Origin of the sequence: Streptomyces sp. NPDC019396 (assembly GCF_040632375.1) — a bacterium.
Taxonomy (GTDB): Bacteria; Actinomycetota; Actinomycetes; order Streptomycetales; family Streptomycetaceae; genus Streptomyces.
The window spans coordinates 147,969-163,650 of sequence record NZ_JBEYBS010000001.1; the positions used below are offsets into that span (position 1 = coordinate 147,969).

Consider the following 15,682-nt stretch of genomic DNA (forward strand, 5'->3'; position numbering starts at 1 on the left):
GCACCTTTCTTGAGAGAGGTCGTGGGAGAAGAGCGGGGGCACGGGCCCCGTCCCGGACTGCTCCAGGCTAGGGGGCCACGAGATCGATAGCTGCCTGACGGATGAATGCCTGACTACCAAGGATGCCTCGACCGAGCCTATAGCACGCGCATTCGATTTTCGGCGGTCCGGTGCGAGCTTCACCCGAACGTGTGGCGGGGCTATGGTCGGCCCCATGATCGATCCTTTGCGCGACCTGGATTCAGTACACGAAGCGACCGAGCGGCTCCTCGATGCCGCCGCCGGACTGGACAACGCGGCCGTCGCCGGGCCGTCACGGCTCCCCGGCTGGAGCCGCGGCCACGTCCTGGCCCATATCGCCCGCAACGCCGACGCCATCGTCAACGTCCTCGAGGGCCGCCCCATGTACCCGAGCGCCGAGGCCCGCGACGCCGACATCGAGCGGGACGCGGCCCGGCCGCTCGACGCCCAGCTCGACGACGTGCGCGAGAGCGGCATCCGGTTCCGGACCGTGGGCGCCACCCAGGAGACGGTGGAAGGCGGCTGGGACCGCACGGTCGAGCTGCGCAACGGAATCACGGACACGGCGTCCCGCGTGCCCTTCCGGCGCCTTGTCGAGGTGGAGCTGCACCATGTCGACCTCGGCATCGGATACGAGCTCGAGGACCTCCCCGGCAGTTTCACCGAGCGCGAGATCGACTTCCTCACCCAGCGCTTCGCCGGGCACAAGGACGTACCGTCCACCACGGTGGTCGCGGACGACGGGCGCACATGGGGCACGGGCGGAGGGGCCGAGGGCGCACCCGTCACCGTCACGGGGGCCGCGGCCGATCTCCTCGGCTGGCTGGCCGGCCGCCGCGACGGTGCGGCACTCAAGGTCTCGGGTGGTGCGCTTCCGGCGTTGCCGGCGCTGTGATCGCGCCGGTGTCATCGTGATCGGGCTCCCGTCACGTGATCATGCTGCCGCGGCTGTGATCACCTGAGTACGCTGGCTCCATGACTTACAGCGGAGCGGTGAAGGTCGGCGGCCCGGCGGATGTCCATGAGCTCAAGGACCTGATGATCTCGAAGGTCGCGGTGGGTCCGATGGACAACAACGCATATCTGCTGCGCTGCCGGGCGACCGGCGAGCAGCTGCTGATCGACGCGGCGAACGAGCCCGAGACCCTGCTCCGGCTGATCGGTGACGACGGCATCGCGTCCGTCGTCACCACCCATCAGCACGGTGACCACTGGCACGGGCTCGAATCGGTGGTCGCGGCGACCGGAGCCCGCACCTACGCGGGCCGTGAGGACGCCCGGGGAATCCCGGTGCCCACGGACGTACTCGTGGACGACGGCGATGTCATCAAGGTCGGGCGGGTCGAGCTGACCGCCCGCCACCTCGTGGGTCACACCCCGGGGTCGATCGCTCTGGTCTACGACGACCCGCACGGTCACCCGCATGTGTTCACCGGTGACTGCCTGTTCCCCGGGGGGGTCGGCAACACCCACGACGACCCCAGGGCGTTCGCCAGCCTCATCGACGACGTGGAGACCAAGATCTTCGGTCGGCTCCCCGACGAGACCTGGGTGTACCCCGGGCACGGCAACGACACCACCCTGGGCGCAGAGCGTCCGCATCTGCCGGAGTGGCGCGAACGCGGCTGGTGAGCGCCCCGACCGGGGACGGTTTCCGGGGCGGGGCGTGCCGACCACGTGCGCCCCGTAACCCGGAACGATCACGCGTAGTTGGCGCGGCGTGCACAAAAATCACGCTGCGCCCACTTCCCCCGCTCCCTCCGGTGCTGAACCATCCGCCCCTTCGATGACCCGCCTCGCCGCTGCCTCCCTCGCCGGGACGGCCGTGGAGTTCTACGACTTCTTCGTCTACGGCACGGCTGCGGCACTGGTCCTCGGACCGCTGTTCTTCCCCACGTTCTCCCCGCTCGCCGGAACCCTGGCCGCCTTTGGCACGTTCGCGATCGGATTCATCTCACGACCGCTTGGTTCCGTCCTCTTCGGGCACATCGGCGACCGGTACGGACGGCGGCCGGTGATGTTCGGCTCTCTGCTGCTGACCGGGGTGGCCACCGTGCTGGTCGGCTGTGTGCCCACCTACGCCACCCTCGGCGCCGCCGCCCCCGCGCTGCTGCTGGTGCTGCGCTTCCTGCAGGGGTTCGGGCTCGGCGGGGAGTGGGGCGGTGCCGTCCTGCTGACGGCCGAGCACGCGCCCGAGGCACGCCGCGGGCTGTGGGCGAGCTTCCCCCAGATCGGGCCCGCCGTGGGCTTCCTGCTCGCCAACGGGGTGATGCTGGCGCTCTCCGCGGGACTGACCCAGGCCCAGTTCCAGAGCTGGGGCTGGCGTGTGCCGTTCTGGGCGGCTGGGCTGCTCGCCGCCGGTGGACTGCTGCTGCGCCGTTCGCTGGCGGAGACCCCGCAGTTCAGGGAGATCACCGAGCCCGCCCGGATGCCCCTGGCCGAGGTGCTGCGCGGGCACTGGCGGCTGGTGCTGCTGACTGCTGGCGCGCTGGCCGTGGGATACGCGGTCTTCTACACGGTCTCGACCTGGTCACTCGCCTACGGGACCGAGCGGCTCGGGGTGAGTCGTACGGCCATGCTCGGGTCGATCATGGCCGCCGTCGCCCTCAAGGGTGCCGCCACGCCGTTCGCGGCGATGCTCGGTGACCGGTACGGCCGGCGGCCGTTGTGTCTCATCGGCTGCGCGGTCATCGCGCTCTGGATGTTCCCGATGGTGGCCCTGCTGCAGACAGGGCGGCCGGTGCCCATGTTCTTCGGCTTCCTTGTCGCCCTGCTGGCGTTCATCACCATCTTCGCCGTGATCGCGGCGTATCTGCCGGAGCTCTACGAGCCGAGGGTGCGCTGCACCGGTGCGGCGGTGGGTTACAACCTCGCCGGGGTACTGGGCGGGGCGCTGACGCCGATCGTGGCCACCGCGCTGTCGGACGGGAGCGGCCCGCCCTGGGGAGTGGCCGCCTATCTGACGGGGATCGCGCTGCTCAGCCTGCTGTGCTTCGCCCTCCTGCCGGAGACCCTGCCCGCGCGGCTGCCGACGGCGGAGTCCGCGGCGCCCGCGCGGGACAGCGCGGCGGCCTGAGCGTCGCCCCCTGCCTGAGCCCGGGCCCGCACCCGGACCTGAGCCGGGGCCCGCACCGCAGAGGACGTGCGGGCCCCGGAGTGTGCGAGGCGGGTGTCAGGCGCCGATGCTGTCCTTCTCGGTCTCGCCGTCCGAGGCCGGGGGCGAGCTGGTGCCGCCACCTTCGGCGGCCTCGCGCTGCTCCTGCCTCCTCGAGGCGATGAGGCTGGTGATGGTGGTGATCACCAGGACGGCGCAGATGAACGCCAGCGAGAACGGGATCGAGATCTCGGGGACGGGCACCCCGGACTCGTGCAGGGCGTGCAGCACGAGTTTCACCCCGATGAAGCCGAGAATCACCGAGAGGCCGTAGCTCAGGTGGACCAGCTTCTTGAGGAGCCCGCCGATCAGGAAGTACAGCTGGCGCAGGCCCATCAGGGCGAAGGCGTTGGCCGTGAAGACGATGTACGGGTCCTGGGTCAGTCCGAAGATCGCCGGGATCGAGTCCAGGGCGAACAGCACATCCGTGGTGCCGATGGCCAGCATGACCACCATCAGCGGGGTCAGCACACGCTTGCCGTTGACGCGGATGAACAGCTTGGTGCCGTGATAGCGGTCGGCGACGCCGAACTTCTTCTCGATCGACTTGAGCAGGCGGTTCTCCTCGAACTCATCCTCCTCGTCGTCCGAGCGCGCCTCCTGGATGAGCTTCCAGGCGGTGTAGATCAGGAACGCGCCGAAGATGTAGAACACCCACGAGAAGTTGGTGATGATCGCGGCGCCCGCGGCGATGAAGACGGCCCTCAGGACCAGGGCGATCAGCACACCCACGAGCAGCACACGCTGCTGGAGGTGGGACGGCACCGAGAACTTCGCCATGATCAGGACGAAGACGAACAGGTTGTCGACACTGAGCGACTTCTCCGTGATGAATCCCGCGAAGAACTCGCCCGAGGCCTGGCTCTCTCCGGCAAGCAGCAGGCCGAGGCCGAAGAGCACTGCCAGGACGATCCAGACCACCGTCCAGATCCCGGCTTCCTTCATCGACACGTCATGGGGCTTGCGCCCGATCAAGAAGTCGACAGCGATCAAGGCACACAGACCGAGAATGGTCAGTGCCCACACGGTTATCGAAACGTCCACTGCGCCTCCGGCGTCGTACCGCTACTGATCAGCGTCATCGCTGCCGGAGGTCTCTTCCACCCGGGCGGACACTGCCGCTCGCGGGCCGGTGCCCCGGGACCGGGCTCTGTCTGACGGTCCGTACTGACGGGCACACCGCATATGGGAGTACTCCCCTCCGCGTAAAGAACAGTACAGGAAAGACCAAAGGAAGGTAAAGCGAAGGGTAATGTGAATGCCAAGTCCCTCGGTGGGGAGCCGTGCGATCAGCGCTTCCTCCGCACCACGGCCGTTTCACCGCCTCCCGGTGCGCCTGGCCTCGGCCACCCGGGTGAGCACCTGCCGGAGCACCTGGCTGCCCGGGGGGATCACCGGCGGCTCGTATGTCCAGGAGTGCTGCACCCAGGGGTCGGCGAGATGCGCGTCCGGGACCGGGGTGATCCTCAGCAGCGAGCGCCACAGGGGATCGAGCACCGGCCCGTAGGCGCTTGCGTCCTCCCGGTCGGCCACCATGAGCAGATGCACGCCGACCGCGGGACCCTCGTCGGCGAGATAGCGCAACTGGGTGACGGCGCGGTCGTCGAAACCATGCGGGAAGTCATTGACGATCACCAGCTGCTCGGCGGTGTCGAGATCCGGCGGCAGTGCGTCGGCCGCTCCGGCGCGTACCGCCATCTGTACGAGATCGACTCGCTGGGTGAGCTTGCCGAGCACCGTTGAGACACCCTGGGCGCCGGAGGCAGGCGGCTCGTCCAGCACGCCCGAGTGCACCAGCGGGGCGAGCGAGCTCGCACCCGAACCGGCCGGGTCGATCACATGCACCGTGAACTCACCGGCCGGATAGACGGCGAGCAGCCGGGCCGCGTGGTTGACGGCCGTGTCCATGGCGAGTCTGCGGATCTGCGCCTCGTCCATCAGGGACGCCGCATCCGAGGTCCGGCGGCCGCTGTCGACCCACAGGCCCCGTTCGAGCGGCAGCCGCATCAGCATGGGGATACGCAGCCCGGGGCACTCGGGAAGGTGCAGATCCCCGAGGCGCAGGGCCATCGGGATCTCCATCGGCGCACGGTAGGCCTGCCAGACCGGATGGTCCCAGCGGGCGAAGGCGGGCGGCAGCGCGGGCTCGACGACCCCGGACTCCGCGGTGAGCTGGCCGAGATCGCGGTCGAGGGCCTCACGGGCCCGTCCGGTCAGCTCATCGCAGCGGTCGCGAGCGGCCATCGCGGCATCCCCTGAGCCGGTGAGCCGGGCACGCGGGTCGGAGAGAGCACGGTCGAGCTCCTGATCACGGCGGGTCTCGGCGAACTCGACGGCGCTCCGGTAGGCGGCGGTTGCCCGGGCCAGGTCCTCGAACATGCCCCAGACCTGGTTGTAGAGCCGCTCCTCCATGGACCATCCGGTGGCGTCACCGGCGACCGGCGGGGCCGGGCGGCCCGGCTCGGCGGGCGGCACGGCCGGGCCCGGCGACGGTGGCGCGGTGGACTGTCTGCGGGGGTGCGCGTAGCTGATGGGGCCACTGGGCGGCGCGGCCGTAACCGGCTCGTTCGCGGCGCTCGGCAGGGGCACGTCCTGGGTCCCGGGGTGCGCGTCGGCCGGCTCCTGGGTGCCCTGGTCGGGCGCGGGCGTCCCGGTACCGGGAAGAGTGTGGTCTCCCGCCGCGCTCGAGGCGGCCGCCGGTGCGCCGTGGCGCACCTCCGTGGTGCGTGGCGGTGGTGTGCCGACCGTGCGGGCCAGCCCGGGGGCGACGGTCTCGTGGATGGTGGCGGCGAGCTCACCGGGACGGTCGACGCCCTGATCGGCGAGCAGCTCGGCGAGACCGCCCGCGTACCCCTGGCCGACGGCCCGTATCTTCCAGGCGTCCTGACGGCGGTAGAACTCCACGGCGACCACGGCGGACTCGGTGTCCAGGCCGGTGAGGGTGTAGCTGACGATCCCGGCGCCTTCGGGGCCGGTGACGGCGAGAAAGGGGGCCGCGACGGCCCCGAAGCCGGCCGGGGCGCCTGGGGCCACCGGCAGCGCTAGCAGCACCGACACCCGGTGCGTGGCGGCCGGCACGACGGCCAGGTCGACGGCGATCCGGTGGTCGGCGGTCGCCTGCCGGGACACCTCCACTCCGGGACAGGCCGGCTGGGCGGGGTGTGCGAGCCATTCGGGGCCCGGAACGCGGCCGTGCTCGTCGGCCAGGGTCGCACCGGCCACGACGGACTTTCCGGCCGACACCCGGATTTCCAGTCGGGTGTGGGGCAGCGGATGGTTCTGCCCCCGGACCAGCTCGGCCGTCATCGGCTCTGTCCCCTCGGTGATGAGCTCTCGGTGGTGCGCGGTGACGACGGCTCCCGGCGGTCGAAGCCGCCGGGAGCCGCACGAAGGGCGGTCACGGCCCCGGGGCCGTGACCGGGCATGCCTACAGGTGCGGAACGATCGCCGGCATCAGGTCCTGGAAGGTGCGGCCGTTGGCGGGCTCGCCGACGGCGGTCATCTGCCAGCCGGAGCCGACGCGGTGCACCTTGGCCATGATCTGGGCGGTGTACTGACCGCCACCGGTGAGGGTGTAACGCGCCATTTCCTGGCCGTTGGTCTCGTCGACGATCCGGCAGAACGCGTTCTGCACCTCGGCGAAGGTCTGGCCGGTGAAGGAGTTCACCGTGAAGACGATCTGGTCGATGTGGACCGGTACACGCTGGAGGTCGACCAGGATGGCCTCGTCGTCCCCGCCCTGTCCGGCGCCGCCGACCAGATTGTCACCGGTGTGGCGGACGGATCCGTCGTCGCTGACAAGGTGGCGGAAGAACACCACATCCACGGGCTGCTTGTCGGCGAAGAGGACGGCCGAGGCGTCGAGGTCGATCTCCCTGGTGCGGGACCCGAAGAGCCCGCGCCGAGGAGCCGCCTGCCAGCCCAAGCCCATCCGCACCGCGGTCAGCGTGCCGCCGTCGGACTTCTGAAGGCTGATGCCCTGCCCCTTGGACAAGTTGACGCTCACGCGCTGTCCCCCCTCTCTCCCCGGTCTGACCGGGATAGCCATCGCGGTCGCCGTCCGCGGGGCGACCACGTCTGAAACCCTACGCATCCCAGCCGACCCGCGGAGCGCGGGTCGGCCTTTTTGTGGCGCTCTTGCAACAGTCGCGGGCTCAGGCCAGCCCCGCCTCCCTCATCTGCCGCAGCTCCTTCTTGAGTTCACTGACCTCGTCCCTCAGCCGGGCGGCCACCTCGAACTGGAGCTCCGCCGCTGCGGCCCGCATCCGGTCGGTCATCTCCTCGATGATCCCGGCCAGTTCGGCGGCCGGGCGGTCGCTGGTGATCTCGCCCTTCCTGGCGCCGCCGGCCTTGGCGCCCTTCGCCGCCTTTGCGCCCGGGCCCGCGTGCGCTGCCAGCGAGGGCACCGGTGTCCTTGCGGCCTTGCCCTCCTTGCCCTGGCGGTAGCCGGTGCCGAGGAGCTGCTCGGTGTCGACCTCCTCGCGGGCGATGGTGGCCACGATGTCGTTGATCTTCTTGCGCAGGGGCTGGGGGTCGATTCCGTTCGCCTTGTTGTAGGCGATCTGCCTGGCCCGGCGGCGGTTGGTCTCCTCGATGGCCTTCTCCATGGCCGGGGTGATCTTGTCGGCGTACATATGGACCTGCCCGGAGACATTGCGCGCCGCGCGGCCGATGGTCTGGATGAGGGAGGTGCCGGAGCGCAGGAAGCCCTCCTTGTCCGCGTCGAGGATCGCCACCAGGGACACCTCGGGGAGGTCGAGGCCCTCACGGAGCAGGTTGATGCCGACCAGCACGTCGTACTCACCGGCGCGCAGCTCGCGCAGCAGCTCGATCCGGCGCAGGGTGTCGACGTCGCTGTGCAGATAGCGGACCTGTACGCCCAGCTCCAGGAAGTAGTCGGTGAGGTCCTCGGCCATCTTCTTGGTGAGGGTGGTCACCAGGACGCGTTCGTCCTTCTCGGTCCGCTTGCGGATCTCGTGCACCAGGTCGTCGATCTGGCCCTCGGTGGGCTTGACGACCACCTCGGGGTCGACCAGTCCGGTAGGGCGGATGATCTGCTCCACGAACCCGTCGGAGCGGGACAGCTCATAGGCGCCCGGGGTGGCGGACAGGTACACCGTCTGCCCGATCCGCCCCTGGAACTCCTCCCACTTCAGGGGCCTGTTGTCGAGGGCCGAGGGCAGGCGGAAGCCGTGGTCGACAAGGGTCCGCTTACGAGAGGCGTCACCCTCGTACATCGCGCCGATCTGCGGGACCGTCACATGCGACTCGTCGATGACCAGCAGGAAGTCCTCGGGGAAGTAGTCGAGCAGCGTGTTGGGCGGGGTGCCGGGGTCACGGTCGTCGAAGTGCATCGAGTAGTTCTCCACGCCGGAGCAGCTGCCGATCTGGCGCAGCATCTCGATGTCGTACGTGGTGCGCATCCGCAGCCGCTGCGACTCCAGCAGCTTGCCCTGCTTGTCCAGCTCGGCGAGGCGCGCCTCGAGCTCGCGCTCGATGCCGTTGACCGCCTTCTCCATGCGCTCGGGTCCGGCGACGTAGTGGCTGGCGGGGAAGACGTACAGCTCCCGGTCGTCACTGATCACCTCGCCGGTGAGCGGGTGCAGGGTGGAGAGCGCCTCGATCTCGTCGCCGAACATCTCGATGCGGACGGCCAGCTCCTCGTAGACCGGGAAGATCTCGATGGTGTCGCCGCGGACCCGGAAGGTGCCCCGGGCGAACGCCAGGTCGTTGCGCGTGTACTGGATGTCGACGAAGCGGCGCAGCAGCTGGTCGCGGTCGATCTCCTCGCCGACCTTCAGCGGCACCATGCGGTCCACGTACTCCTGCGGGGTGCCGAGGCCGTAGATGCACGAGACCGATGCGACCACGACCACGTCCCTGCGGGTCAGCAGCGAGTTCGTCGCGGAGTGGCGCAGCCGCTCCACCTCCTCGTTGATCGAGGAGTCCTTCTCGATGTACGTGTCCGACTGGGGGACGTAGGCCTCTGGCTGGTAGTAGTCGTAGTACGAGACGAAATACTCCACCGCGTTGTTCGGCAGGAGCTCGCGGAACTCGTTGGCCAGCTGGGCGGCCAGCGTCTTGTTCGGCGCCATGACCAGAGTGGGGCGCTGGAGCTTCTCGATCATCCATGCCGTGGTCGCGGACTTGCCCGTGCCGGTCGCACCGAGCAGGACGACGTCCTTCTCACCTGCTCGAATGCGCTTCTCGAGCTCGGCGATGGCCGTCGGCTGGTCGCCGCTGGGCTGGTAGGGGCTGATGACCTCGAAGGGCGCCATCGAGCGTTCGATCTTGGTAACGGGCCGCATGGAACCACCGTACGACCCGCCACTGACATTGATGCCGGTACGCGGAATCCCCGGCGGACTCGGCGTTCTCGGCGGGCGCGGAGCCCCCGGACCGCTTCCGGGCGGATACGGCGAGCGCACCCGCCAGGACGAGGAAGAACAGCGGGCCGACCAGGAGGGGGGCGAGGAGGGTGGCCGGTGAGTCGCCGGCCACGCCCGCGGGGGCGGCACCGTGCACATGGACCCGCACTCCCGCCATCCCGGTGTAGTGCATGCCGCTGACGGCGAGCCCCATCACCAGTCCGGCACCCAGGCTCGGCAGAAGGCCGCGGACGGAGACGGCGGCCCAGAGGGCCGCGGTGGCCGCGACGACGGCGATCACTACGGAGAGGGCGATGGTCGCGGTGTCGTAGGCGAGCCGCCCGTGGAGCCGCATTCCGGCCATGCCCAGATAGTGCGCGGAAGCGATGCCGAGTCCGGTGATGGTGCCACCGGTGACCAGGGCCAGGGCGGTGGCGCCGCGATGGCCCACGATGACGATCCCGGTGCCGGTCATGACGACGGCGACACCGAGACTGGCCCAGGTCGTGGGCCGGTCGTAGCCGATCGGGGCCTCCGCGACGGTGAAGCCCGTCATCGCGATGAAGTGCATGGTCCAGATCCCGGTACCGATGGCGGCGGCCCCGAGCATCAGCCACCACCAGCGCAGCGCTCCGCGCGCTCCGCACGATCTGCTCGTGCACACCGCCCAGGCGGTGCAGCGCAGCCCCAGCGCCCCGCCGGCGCAGGCCATGAGAAAGGCGGCCACGGGCGTGAGGAGACCGTGGCTGAAACCATCGACTGTGCCCTGCATCGCGCTGTGTCCTTCGCTCCGTGTACCGCCCTGTGCCGCTGTGTACCGCCCGTGTGCGGGCCCTTGCCGCCCTGTGCCGCTCGCGGCCCGAGGGTTCCCGGTGGAGGGAGCCCGTTACGGGGTGAGGGTAGGGCGATCCTGCCAGGAGGCAAACCCCGGGGTCAGGGGCATTGTCAGTGGCTGGTCCTACGGTGGTGCCATGAAGAGCTTCGAGTGGACCGTGGTGGGCTCGGACATCGGGCCGCTGCTGCTCGCTGCCACCGCGGACGGACTGGTGAGCGTCGCGTTCCACGCCGATGCGCCGGCGCGTGACAGGGCGGTCGACCGGCTGGTCGCCCAGCTGGGCGGCACCCCTCGTCAGGTGGCCTCCGGGGCGGGTGCGGCTTCGGCGGGCGGCCCTGCCGCACCCGGTCGGCTCGCCGAGCCCATATGTCAGTTCGCAGAGTACTTCGCGGGGCGGCGCCGGGACTTCGACCTGACGCTGGACTGGTCGCTGACCTCCGGCTTCAACCGCGAGGTGCTGCGCGAGCTGGCATCGGGGGTGCCGTACGGCGCGGTGGTGGGATACGGCGAGCTGGCCGCGCGGGTGGGTCGGCCGGACGCCGCGCAGGCGGTGGGCGCTGCGATGGGGTCGAATCCGCTGCCGTTGGTGGTGCCGTGCCACCGCGTGGTGGAAAGCGACGGAAGTCTCGGAGGCTTCGGCGGCGGCCGGGAGACCAAGCGCAAGCTGCTGGCCCTGGAGGGAGTGCTGCCCGAGCCGTTGTTCTGATCGGCGGGCCCGAGCGGCTGCTCTGAGCGGCACTGGTGTGCCACCTCACCCGCACCGAGCCCTCTGTCCGGGGCGGCCGAAAGGCGATTCCGCCGGTGCGCACACACCTGGCACACTGCGGCGGTGGCTCCTACTTCCTGTGATGTTCCGATAGCCGGTGTCGACAGCGCGTTCTCCGGAGCGGGCGCGGTCACCCGATGAGCACCGGAAAGAAATCCCCGGCGGCTATCGACGCGGCGGAACTGCCCGCGCTACGACGGCGAATCACCCCCGTGCTCATCGCGGGCCAGATACTCGGGGGTCTCGGCGTGGCCACCGGCGTCGCTCTGGCCTCCGTGCTGGCGCAGCAGGTGAGCGGTTCCGAGGCGCTCTCCGGTCTCGCCCCGACGGCGATGGTGGCAGGTACGGCGCTGCTGTCCGTACCGCTGGCCGCGCTGATGACCGCGCGTGGGCGCCGCCCGGGCCTCGTGCTTGCCTATGTGATCGGCGCGACCGGGGCGGCCATCGTGGTTCTGGCGGCGGCGCTCGGCAATTTCCCGCTGCTCCTGCTGGGGATGGCGGGCTTCGGCGCCGCCTCATCGGCGAATCTCCAGTCGCGCTTCGCCGCTGCGGACCTGGCGGAGCCCGACCGGCGGGCACGGGCCATCTCCCTCGTGGTGTGGGCCACCACGATCGGAGCGGTGCTCGGGCCGAACATCGCCGCGCCCGCGGGCCGCAGCGCGTCCCGGCTCGGGATCCCGGAGACAGCCGGACCGTTCCTGTGGGCGGGCGGGGTGTTCCTGATCTCGGCGCTGGTCGTCGCCCTGCTGCTGCGTCCCGACCCCCTGCTGACGGCGCGGGCGCTGGCCCCGGCCGGCGAGGACACCAAGGAAGGGCGTTCGCTACGGGCGGGGGTGCGTGCGGTCCGGGAATCGCCGCGGGCCCAGCTGGCCCTCGCGACCATCGTGGTCGCCCATACCGCGATGGTGTCGATCATGTCGATGACCCCCTTGGCACTGAGCCATCACGGGGCGGGGATCGAGCTGATCGGCTTGGTGATCAGCGGCCATATCGCGGGTATGTACGCATTCTCACCGGTGATGGGCTGGCTGGCCGACCGGCTCGGTCGGCTCTCGGTGATCGGCCTGGCCATGGGGCTGCTCGCCTGCGCGACGCTGCTGGCCGGGACCGCCGGGGCGAGTCACAGCCGTACCGCCGCCGGTCTGTTCCTGCTCGGCCTGGGCTGGTCCGCGGGGCTCGTCTCGGGCTCGGCGCTCCTGACGGACTCGGTGCCGGGCCCGGCCCGCGCCGCCGTGCAGGGTCTTTCGGACCTGACGATGAACGCGGCGGCGGGTATCGGCGGTGCCGCGGCCGGTCTGATCGTGTCCCGCACCAGCTATGGCTGGCTGAACGCGGTCGGGGCCTGCCTGCTGCTGCCGCTGGCGACCCTCATCGTGTACCGCGCGCTCACACGGTCGCGTGAGGACACCAGGGCGGCGGCGTCCGGGGGCGGGGACCCCGCCCGCCCGGACACCTCGGATGCCCCGGCTGTCCCGGACCCGGCGGGTTCCGCGACCACGGACTGATCCCTGCCGCCACCCACCGGCTGAGCCTTGTTCTAAAGGCTGATGTGGTAGGCCTTCCGCAGGGTCTCGTGGACCGTCCAGGTCGTCTTGTCGCCCTCGCGCAGCACACAGGCGTCGCCGGGACCGACTTCAAGGGTGGCACCACCCTCCACCGCCACGGTGGCGCGCCCGCTCACGACGACGAACAGCTCATTGGCCTCGGTGTCCGTGACCACGCCGGGGGTGATCTGCCAGATGCCGCGCAGCTGCTTGCCGTCTTCCGACTCCCACAGGACCCGTCCGGTCACCACGGGCTCACCGGAGACGATCTGCTCAGGGGCGAGCGGTTCTGCTTCCAGCTCGACGTCCGGAATGTGCACGACAAAGGAAGGGGATTCAGGGCCGGCAGCGGTGTCATCAAAGGTCGTCATGGCGCGTCACCTTAGCGGGGCCGGATAGGCACCGCGCGAGCAGGCGAGATTCAGGGCGCGCCAGTGAAGATCGATGTCTGGCGAAACGTTTGCGCGGGGTTTCGCCGTGCCAGGGATGGATCATGCCCGAGACCACACTGCTGCTGTCGCCAGAGGTACGGGAGGCGCTCGACGCCCACCGTCCCGTCGTAGCCCTCGAATCCACGATCATCGCGCACGGTCTGCCCCGCCCCCGCAATCTGGCCGTGGCGGCGGAGCTGGAGTCCCTTGTCAGGGACAACGGAGCGGTGCCCGCGACGATCGCCGTACTGGATGGACGCGCCCATATCGGCCTCGGCAAGGACCAGTTGGAGCGGGTCGCGAAGGACCCGGAGGTCCGCAAGCTCGGGCACCGCGACCTCGCACCCGCCCTCGCCACCGGGGCGAGCGGGGCGACGACCGTGTCCGCCACCGCGTTCCTCGCCGCCCGTGCCGGGATCAGGGTGTTCGCGACGGGCGGGCTGGGCGGAGTCCACCGGGAGTGGATCCACTCCCAGGACGAGTCGGCGGATCTGCGGCTGCTGGCACGCACGCGGATCGCCGTCGTCTGCGCCGGGGTGAAGTCGATCCTCGACGTCCCCGCGACACTGCAGCGCCTGGAGACCCTGGGCGTCGGCGTCCTCGGCTACCGCACCGACCTCTTCCCCGGGTTCTACCTGTCCTCCTCGGGCGAGCCCGTCGACTGGACGGTGCACACGCCCGAAGAGGTCGCCGGGGTGATCCGCGCCCAGGACGCACTCGGCGGGCCCGACACGGCGCTTGTCGTGGCCCAGCCGGTCCCGGAGGACCGGCAGCTCGATCCCGAACTGCATGACCGGGTGCTGTCGGAGGCGCTGGACGCCTGCCAGGAGCGCGGCATCGCGGGCCAGGGAGTGACCCCCTTCCTCCTGGAACACCTGACACAGGCCACGGCGGGCGCGTCGCTGGAGGCCAACCTGGCGGCGGTACGCGGAAACGTCACGCTCGCGGCCCGGATCGCGGCGGCGCTGTGACCGGTCCGACCGCGCCAGGTCCCGCCCGGGGCGGTGCCCTGCTGGTGGTCGGCGATGTGGCGACCGATGTGGTGGCACGGCACCGTTCGGATCTCGCCCATGGGACCGACACCGCCGCCGAGGTACGGACCCTCCCGGGTGGCGCCGGGGCCAACGCGGCCTGCTGGGCGGCGTACGCGGGTTGCGCAGACGTACGGCTGCTCGGCAGGGTCGGCGCGGAGAGCGCCGACTGGCACACGGCGCGTCTGCGAAAGGCCGGGGTGCGTCCGCTCCTGGTGACCGACCCCGAGGCACAGACCGCCACCATCGTCGCGCTCGTGGACGCCCGTGCCGAACGCACCTTTCTCACCGACAGCGGGGCGGCTCTGCGGATCTCCCCCGCCGACTGGTCGCCCGGCCTGCTCGACGGGGTCGCCCGGCTCCATCTGTCCGGCTACCTCTTCTTCGCCGACCGGAGCCGCGAACTCGCGGACGTGGCCATGGCCGACGCACACGCACGGGGCGTCCCGGTGAGCGTGGACCCCGCGTCGGCGGGCTTCATCGCGGCGCTGGGAGCCGAGTCGTTCCTCCACGCGGTCGCCAAGGCCGATGTGCTGCTGCCCAACACCGACGAGGCCCGGCTGCTGACCGGCGCCCCCGACGCCGCCGACGCCGCGGCACTGCTGAGCCGCCGGGTCCCGCTCACCGTCGTCACGCTCGGCGCCGAGGGCGCCTTGGTGGCGGAAGCGGGCACGGTGACGGCACGGGTGCCACCGGTCCAGGCGAAGGCGGTCGACTCGACGGGGGCCGGTGATGCCTTCACCGGCGCCTTCCTGGCCGCCCTCCTGTCCGGCGCCGACGCGGCGGTCGCCGCGACGGAGGGATGCCGGGCGGGGGCCCTCGCGGTCGCCCTGGACGGGGGACGCCCGCCCTCGGGATAGGGCCTCTACGCGCCTGGCGTTTCGCCGGCTCCCCACGGGTCGTTCCAGGCCGGGTGCCTCGGATCGTCGGCACGGACGACGACCTCGGCGGCACCGGCCGGGGCGACCTCGTGCTCGTAGCGCTCGAAGGCGGGCAGTGTCCAGTGCTCCGCCTGGTCCGTGCGACGGCTCAGTGCGCCCGGCGAGAGCCGCAGATGGACGGTGAGGTCGAACGGGAACCAGTGCCCGAGCAGTAGCGGCCCTTGCAGCACCAGCACTCCCCCGGGCGGGAGTTCGCGGTACGCGCTGCGTGTGGCGCGGTCGGTGACCGGATCCCAGAGGTCGGGCAGCACCCGTCCCGACCCTCCGGGCTCCAGGGGTCCGAAGACCTCGCGCCAGAGCGCGCCCGTGTCGAACCAGCCTTCGTAGTACGTGTCGGGGTCCTCGCGTCCGTGCTCGTAACGCAGTGAGGCCGGCCGCAGGAACCCGGTGGCCGCGACCACCTGGACCGCACGCCCGCGCAGCCGCAGCGCGTCCGCGAACGCGGAGGCGGCCGCGCCCGTGCCGGCGGCGGGCGCACCGTCCACGGCCACACGGAGCCGGCTGCCCCCGTCGTGGGACGTGGTCCGCGTGATCCGGTCGGCGACGGCTTCGGTCAGCCGTTCCCAGGTGATCGGTTGCAGTCGCACGGCT

14 protein-coding genes are annotated in these 15,682 nt (G+C 70.8%); 7 read left to right on the forward strand and 7 right to left on the reverse strand.

The genetic code is table 11. The features are described 5' to 3' along the window. Positions 1–214: 214 nt before the first annotated feature. The 3 genes from ABZ532_RS00715 to ABZ532_RS00725 all read left to right on the forward strand — a co-directional run bounded on the left by ABZ532_RS00715 (position 215) and on the right by ABZ532_RS00725 (position 3,097). On the forward strand, positions 215–916 hold the full coding sequence (locus ABZ532_RS00715) for a maleylpyruvate isomerase family mycothiol-dependent enzyme (RefSeq protein WP_361278084.1): 702 nt from the start codon (positions 215–217) through the stop codon (positions 914–916). Between the two features lie 80 nt (positions 917–996). Further along, positions 997–1,653, forward strand: a complete 657-nt coding sequence (locus ABZ532_RS00720; RefSeq protein ID WP_361278086.1) for an MBL fold metallo-hydrolase — start codon at positions 997–999, stop codon at positions 1,651–1,653. 154 nt (positions 1,654–1,807) lie between these two features. Beyond that, complete coding sequence (locus tag ABZ532_RS00725) at positions 1,808–3,097, forward strand: MFS transporter (protein WP_361278088.1); 1,290 nt, start codon at positions 1,808–1,810, stop codon at positions 3,095–3,097. A gap of 96 nt (positions 3,098–3,193) precedes the next feature. Here ABZ532_RS00725 and ABZ532_RS00730 read toward each other — a convergent pair whose 3' ends face one another. The 5 genes from ABZ532_RS00730 to ABZ532_RS00750 all read right to left on the reverse strand — a co-directional run bounded on the left by ABZ532_RS00730 (position 3,194) and on the right by ABZ532_RS00750 (position 10,315). Next, positions 3,194–4,219, reverse strand: a complete 1,026-nt coding sequence (locus ABZ532_RS00730; RefSeq protein ID WP_361278090.1) for a TerC family protein — start codon at positions 4,217–4,219, stop codon at positions 3,194–3,196. Positions 4,220–4,492: 273 nt separating this feature from the next. Further along, positions 4,493–6,481, reverse strand: coding sequence for a TerD family protein (locus ABZ532_RS00735; protein WP_361278092.1), 1,989 nt, complete (start codon positions 6,479–6,481; stop codon positions 4,493–4,495). A 121-nt stretch (positions 6,482–6,602) separates the two neighbouring features. Next, entirely contained in the window at positions 6,603–7,181 is a 579-nt protein-coding gene (locus tag ABZ532_RS00740) for a TerD family protein (RefSeq protein ID WP_361278094.1), read from the reverse strand. A 148-nt stretch (positions 7,182–7,329) separates the two neighbouring features. Next, positions 7,330–9,453, reverse strand: a complete 2,124-nt coding sequence (gene uvrB, locus ABZ532_RS00745) for an excinuclease ABC subunit UvrB (protein ID WP_361278635.1) — start codon at positions 9,451–9,453, stop codon at positions 7,330–7,332. Continuing rightward, positions 9,362–10,315 (reverse strand): MHYT domain-containing protein, encoded by a 954-nt coding sequence (locus ABZ532_RS00750; protein WP_361278096.1) that lies wholly within the window; start codon positions 10,313–10,315, stop codon positions 9,362–9,364. The genes uvrB and ABZ532_RS00750 overlap by 92 nt, the downstream gene beginning before the upstream one ends. Before the next feature lie 199 nt (positions 10,316–10,514). Between ABZ532_RS00750 and ABZ532_RS00755 the strand changes: the two genes are divergently transcribed. Together ABZ532_RS00755 and ABZ532_RS00760 are read left to right on the forward strand one after the other, a co-directional pair. Further along, positions 10,515–11,084 carry a methylated-DNA--[protein]-cysteine S-methyltransferase gene (locus tag ABZ532_RS00755; protein ID WP_361278098.1) on the forward strand — a complete coding sequence of 190 codons (570 nt, stop codon included), beginning with the start codon at positions 10,515–10,517 and terminating at the stop codon, positions 11,082–11,084. A gap of 197 nt (positions 11,085–11,281) precedes the next feature. Next, complete coding sequence (locus tag ABZ532_RS00760) at positions 11,282–12,649, forward strand: MFS transporter (protein WP_361278100.1); 1,368 nt, start codon at positions 11,282–11,284, stop codon at positions 12,647–12,649. Positions 12,650–12,681: 32 nt separating this feature from the next. On the opposite strand, the gene ABZ532_RS00765 is transcribed toward ABZ532_RS00760, so the two are convergent. Beyond that, complete coding sequence (locus ABZ532_RS00765) at positions 12,682–13,059, reverse strand: cupin domain-containing protein (RefSeq protein ID WP_361278102.1); 378 nt, start codon at positions 13,057–13,059, stop codon at positions 12,682–12,684. 122 nt (positions 13,060–13,181) lie between these two features. Here ABZ532_RS00765 and ABZ532_RS00770 point away from each other — a divergent pair, with 122 nt between their 5' ends. Both ABZ532_RS00770 and ABZ532_RS00775 read left to right on the forward strand, forming a co-directional pair. Beyond that, positions 13,182–14,090: a pseudouridine-5'-phosphate glycosidase gene (locus ABZ532_RS00770; protein WP_361278104.1), complete on the forward strand. Its 909-nt coding sequence runs from the start codon at positions 13,182–13,184 to the stop codon at positions 14,088–14,090. After that, positions 14,087–15,010: a PfkB family carbohydrate kinase gene (locus tag ABZ532_RS00775; RefSeq protein ID WP_361278106.1), complete on the forward strand. Its 924-nt coding sequence runs from the start codon at positions 14,087–14,089 to the stop codon at positions 15,008–15,010. Before ABZ532_RS00770 ends, ABZ532_RS00775 begins: the two co-directional genes overlap by 4 nt. A gap of 5 nt (positions 15,011–15,015) precedes the next feature. Here the strand turns inward: ABZ532_RS00775 and ABZ532_RS00780 are convergent, their stop codons facing one another. Beyond that, on the reverse strand, positions 15,016–15,678 hold the full coding sequence (locus ABZ532_RS00780; protein WP_361278108.1) for a uridine kinase: 663 nt from the start codon (positions 15,676–15,678) through the stop codon (positions 15,016–15,018). Positions 15,679–15,682: the final 4 nt, after the last annotated feature.

Coding starts and splice junctions, on each gene's coding strand:
- ABZ532_RS00715 (WP_361278084.1), top strand. CDS start 215: ATGATCGATCCTTTGCGCGACCTGGATTCAGTACACGAAGCGACCGAG.
- ABZ532_RS00720 (WP_361278086.1), top strand. CDS start 997: ATGACTTACAGCGGAGCGGTGAAGGTCGGCGGCCCGGCGGATGTCCAT.
- ABZ532_RS00725 (WP_361278088.1), top strand. CDS start 1,808: ATGACCCGCCTCGCCGCTGCCTCCCTCGCCGGGACGGCCGTGGAGTTC.
- ABZ532_RS00735 (WP_361278092.1), bottom strand. CDS start 6,481: ATGACGGCCGAGCTGGTCCGGGGGCAGAACCATCCGCTGCCCCACACC.
- uvrB (WP_361278635.1), bottom strand. CDS start 9,453: ATGGCGCCCTTCGAGGTCATCAGCCCCTACCAGCCCAGCGGCGACCAG.
- ABZ532_RS00750 (WP_361278096.1), bottom strand. CDS start 10,315: ATGCAGGGCACAGTCGATGGTTTCAGCCACGGTCTCCTCACGCCCGTG.
- ABZ532_RS00755 (WP_361278098.1), top strand. CDS start 10,515: ATGAAGAGCTTCGAGTGGACCGTGGTGGGCTCGGACATCGGGCCGCTG.
- ABZ532_RS00760 (WP_361278100.1), top strand. CDS start 11,282: ATGAGCACCGGAAAGAAATCCCCGGCGGCTATCGACGCGGCGGAACTG.
- ABZ532_RS00765 (WP_361278102.1), bottom strand. CDS start 13,059: ATGACGACCTTTGATGACACCGCTGCCGGCCCTGAATCCCCTTCCTTT.
- ABZ532_RS00770 (WP_361278104.1), top strand. CDS start 13,182: ATGCCCGAGACCACACTGCTGCTGTCGCCAGAGGTACGGGAGGCGCTC.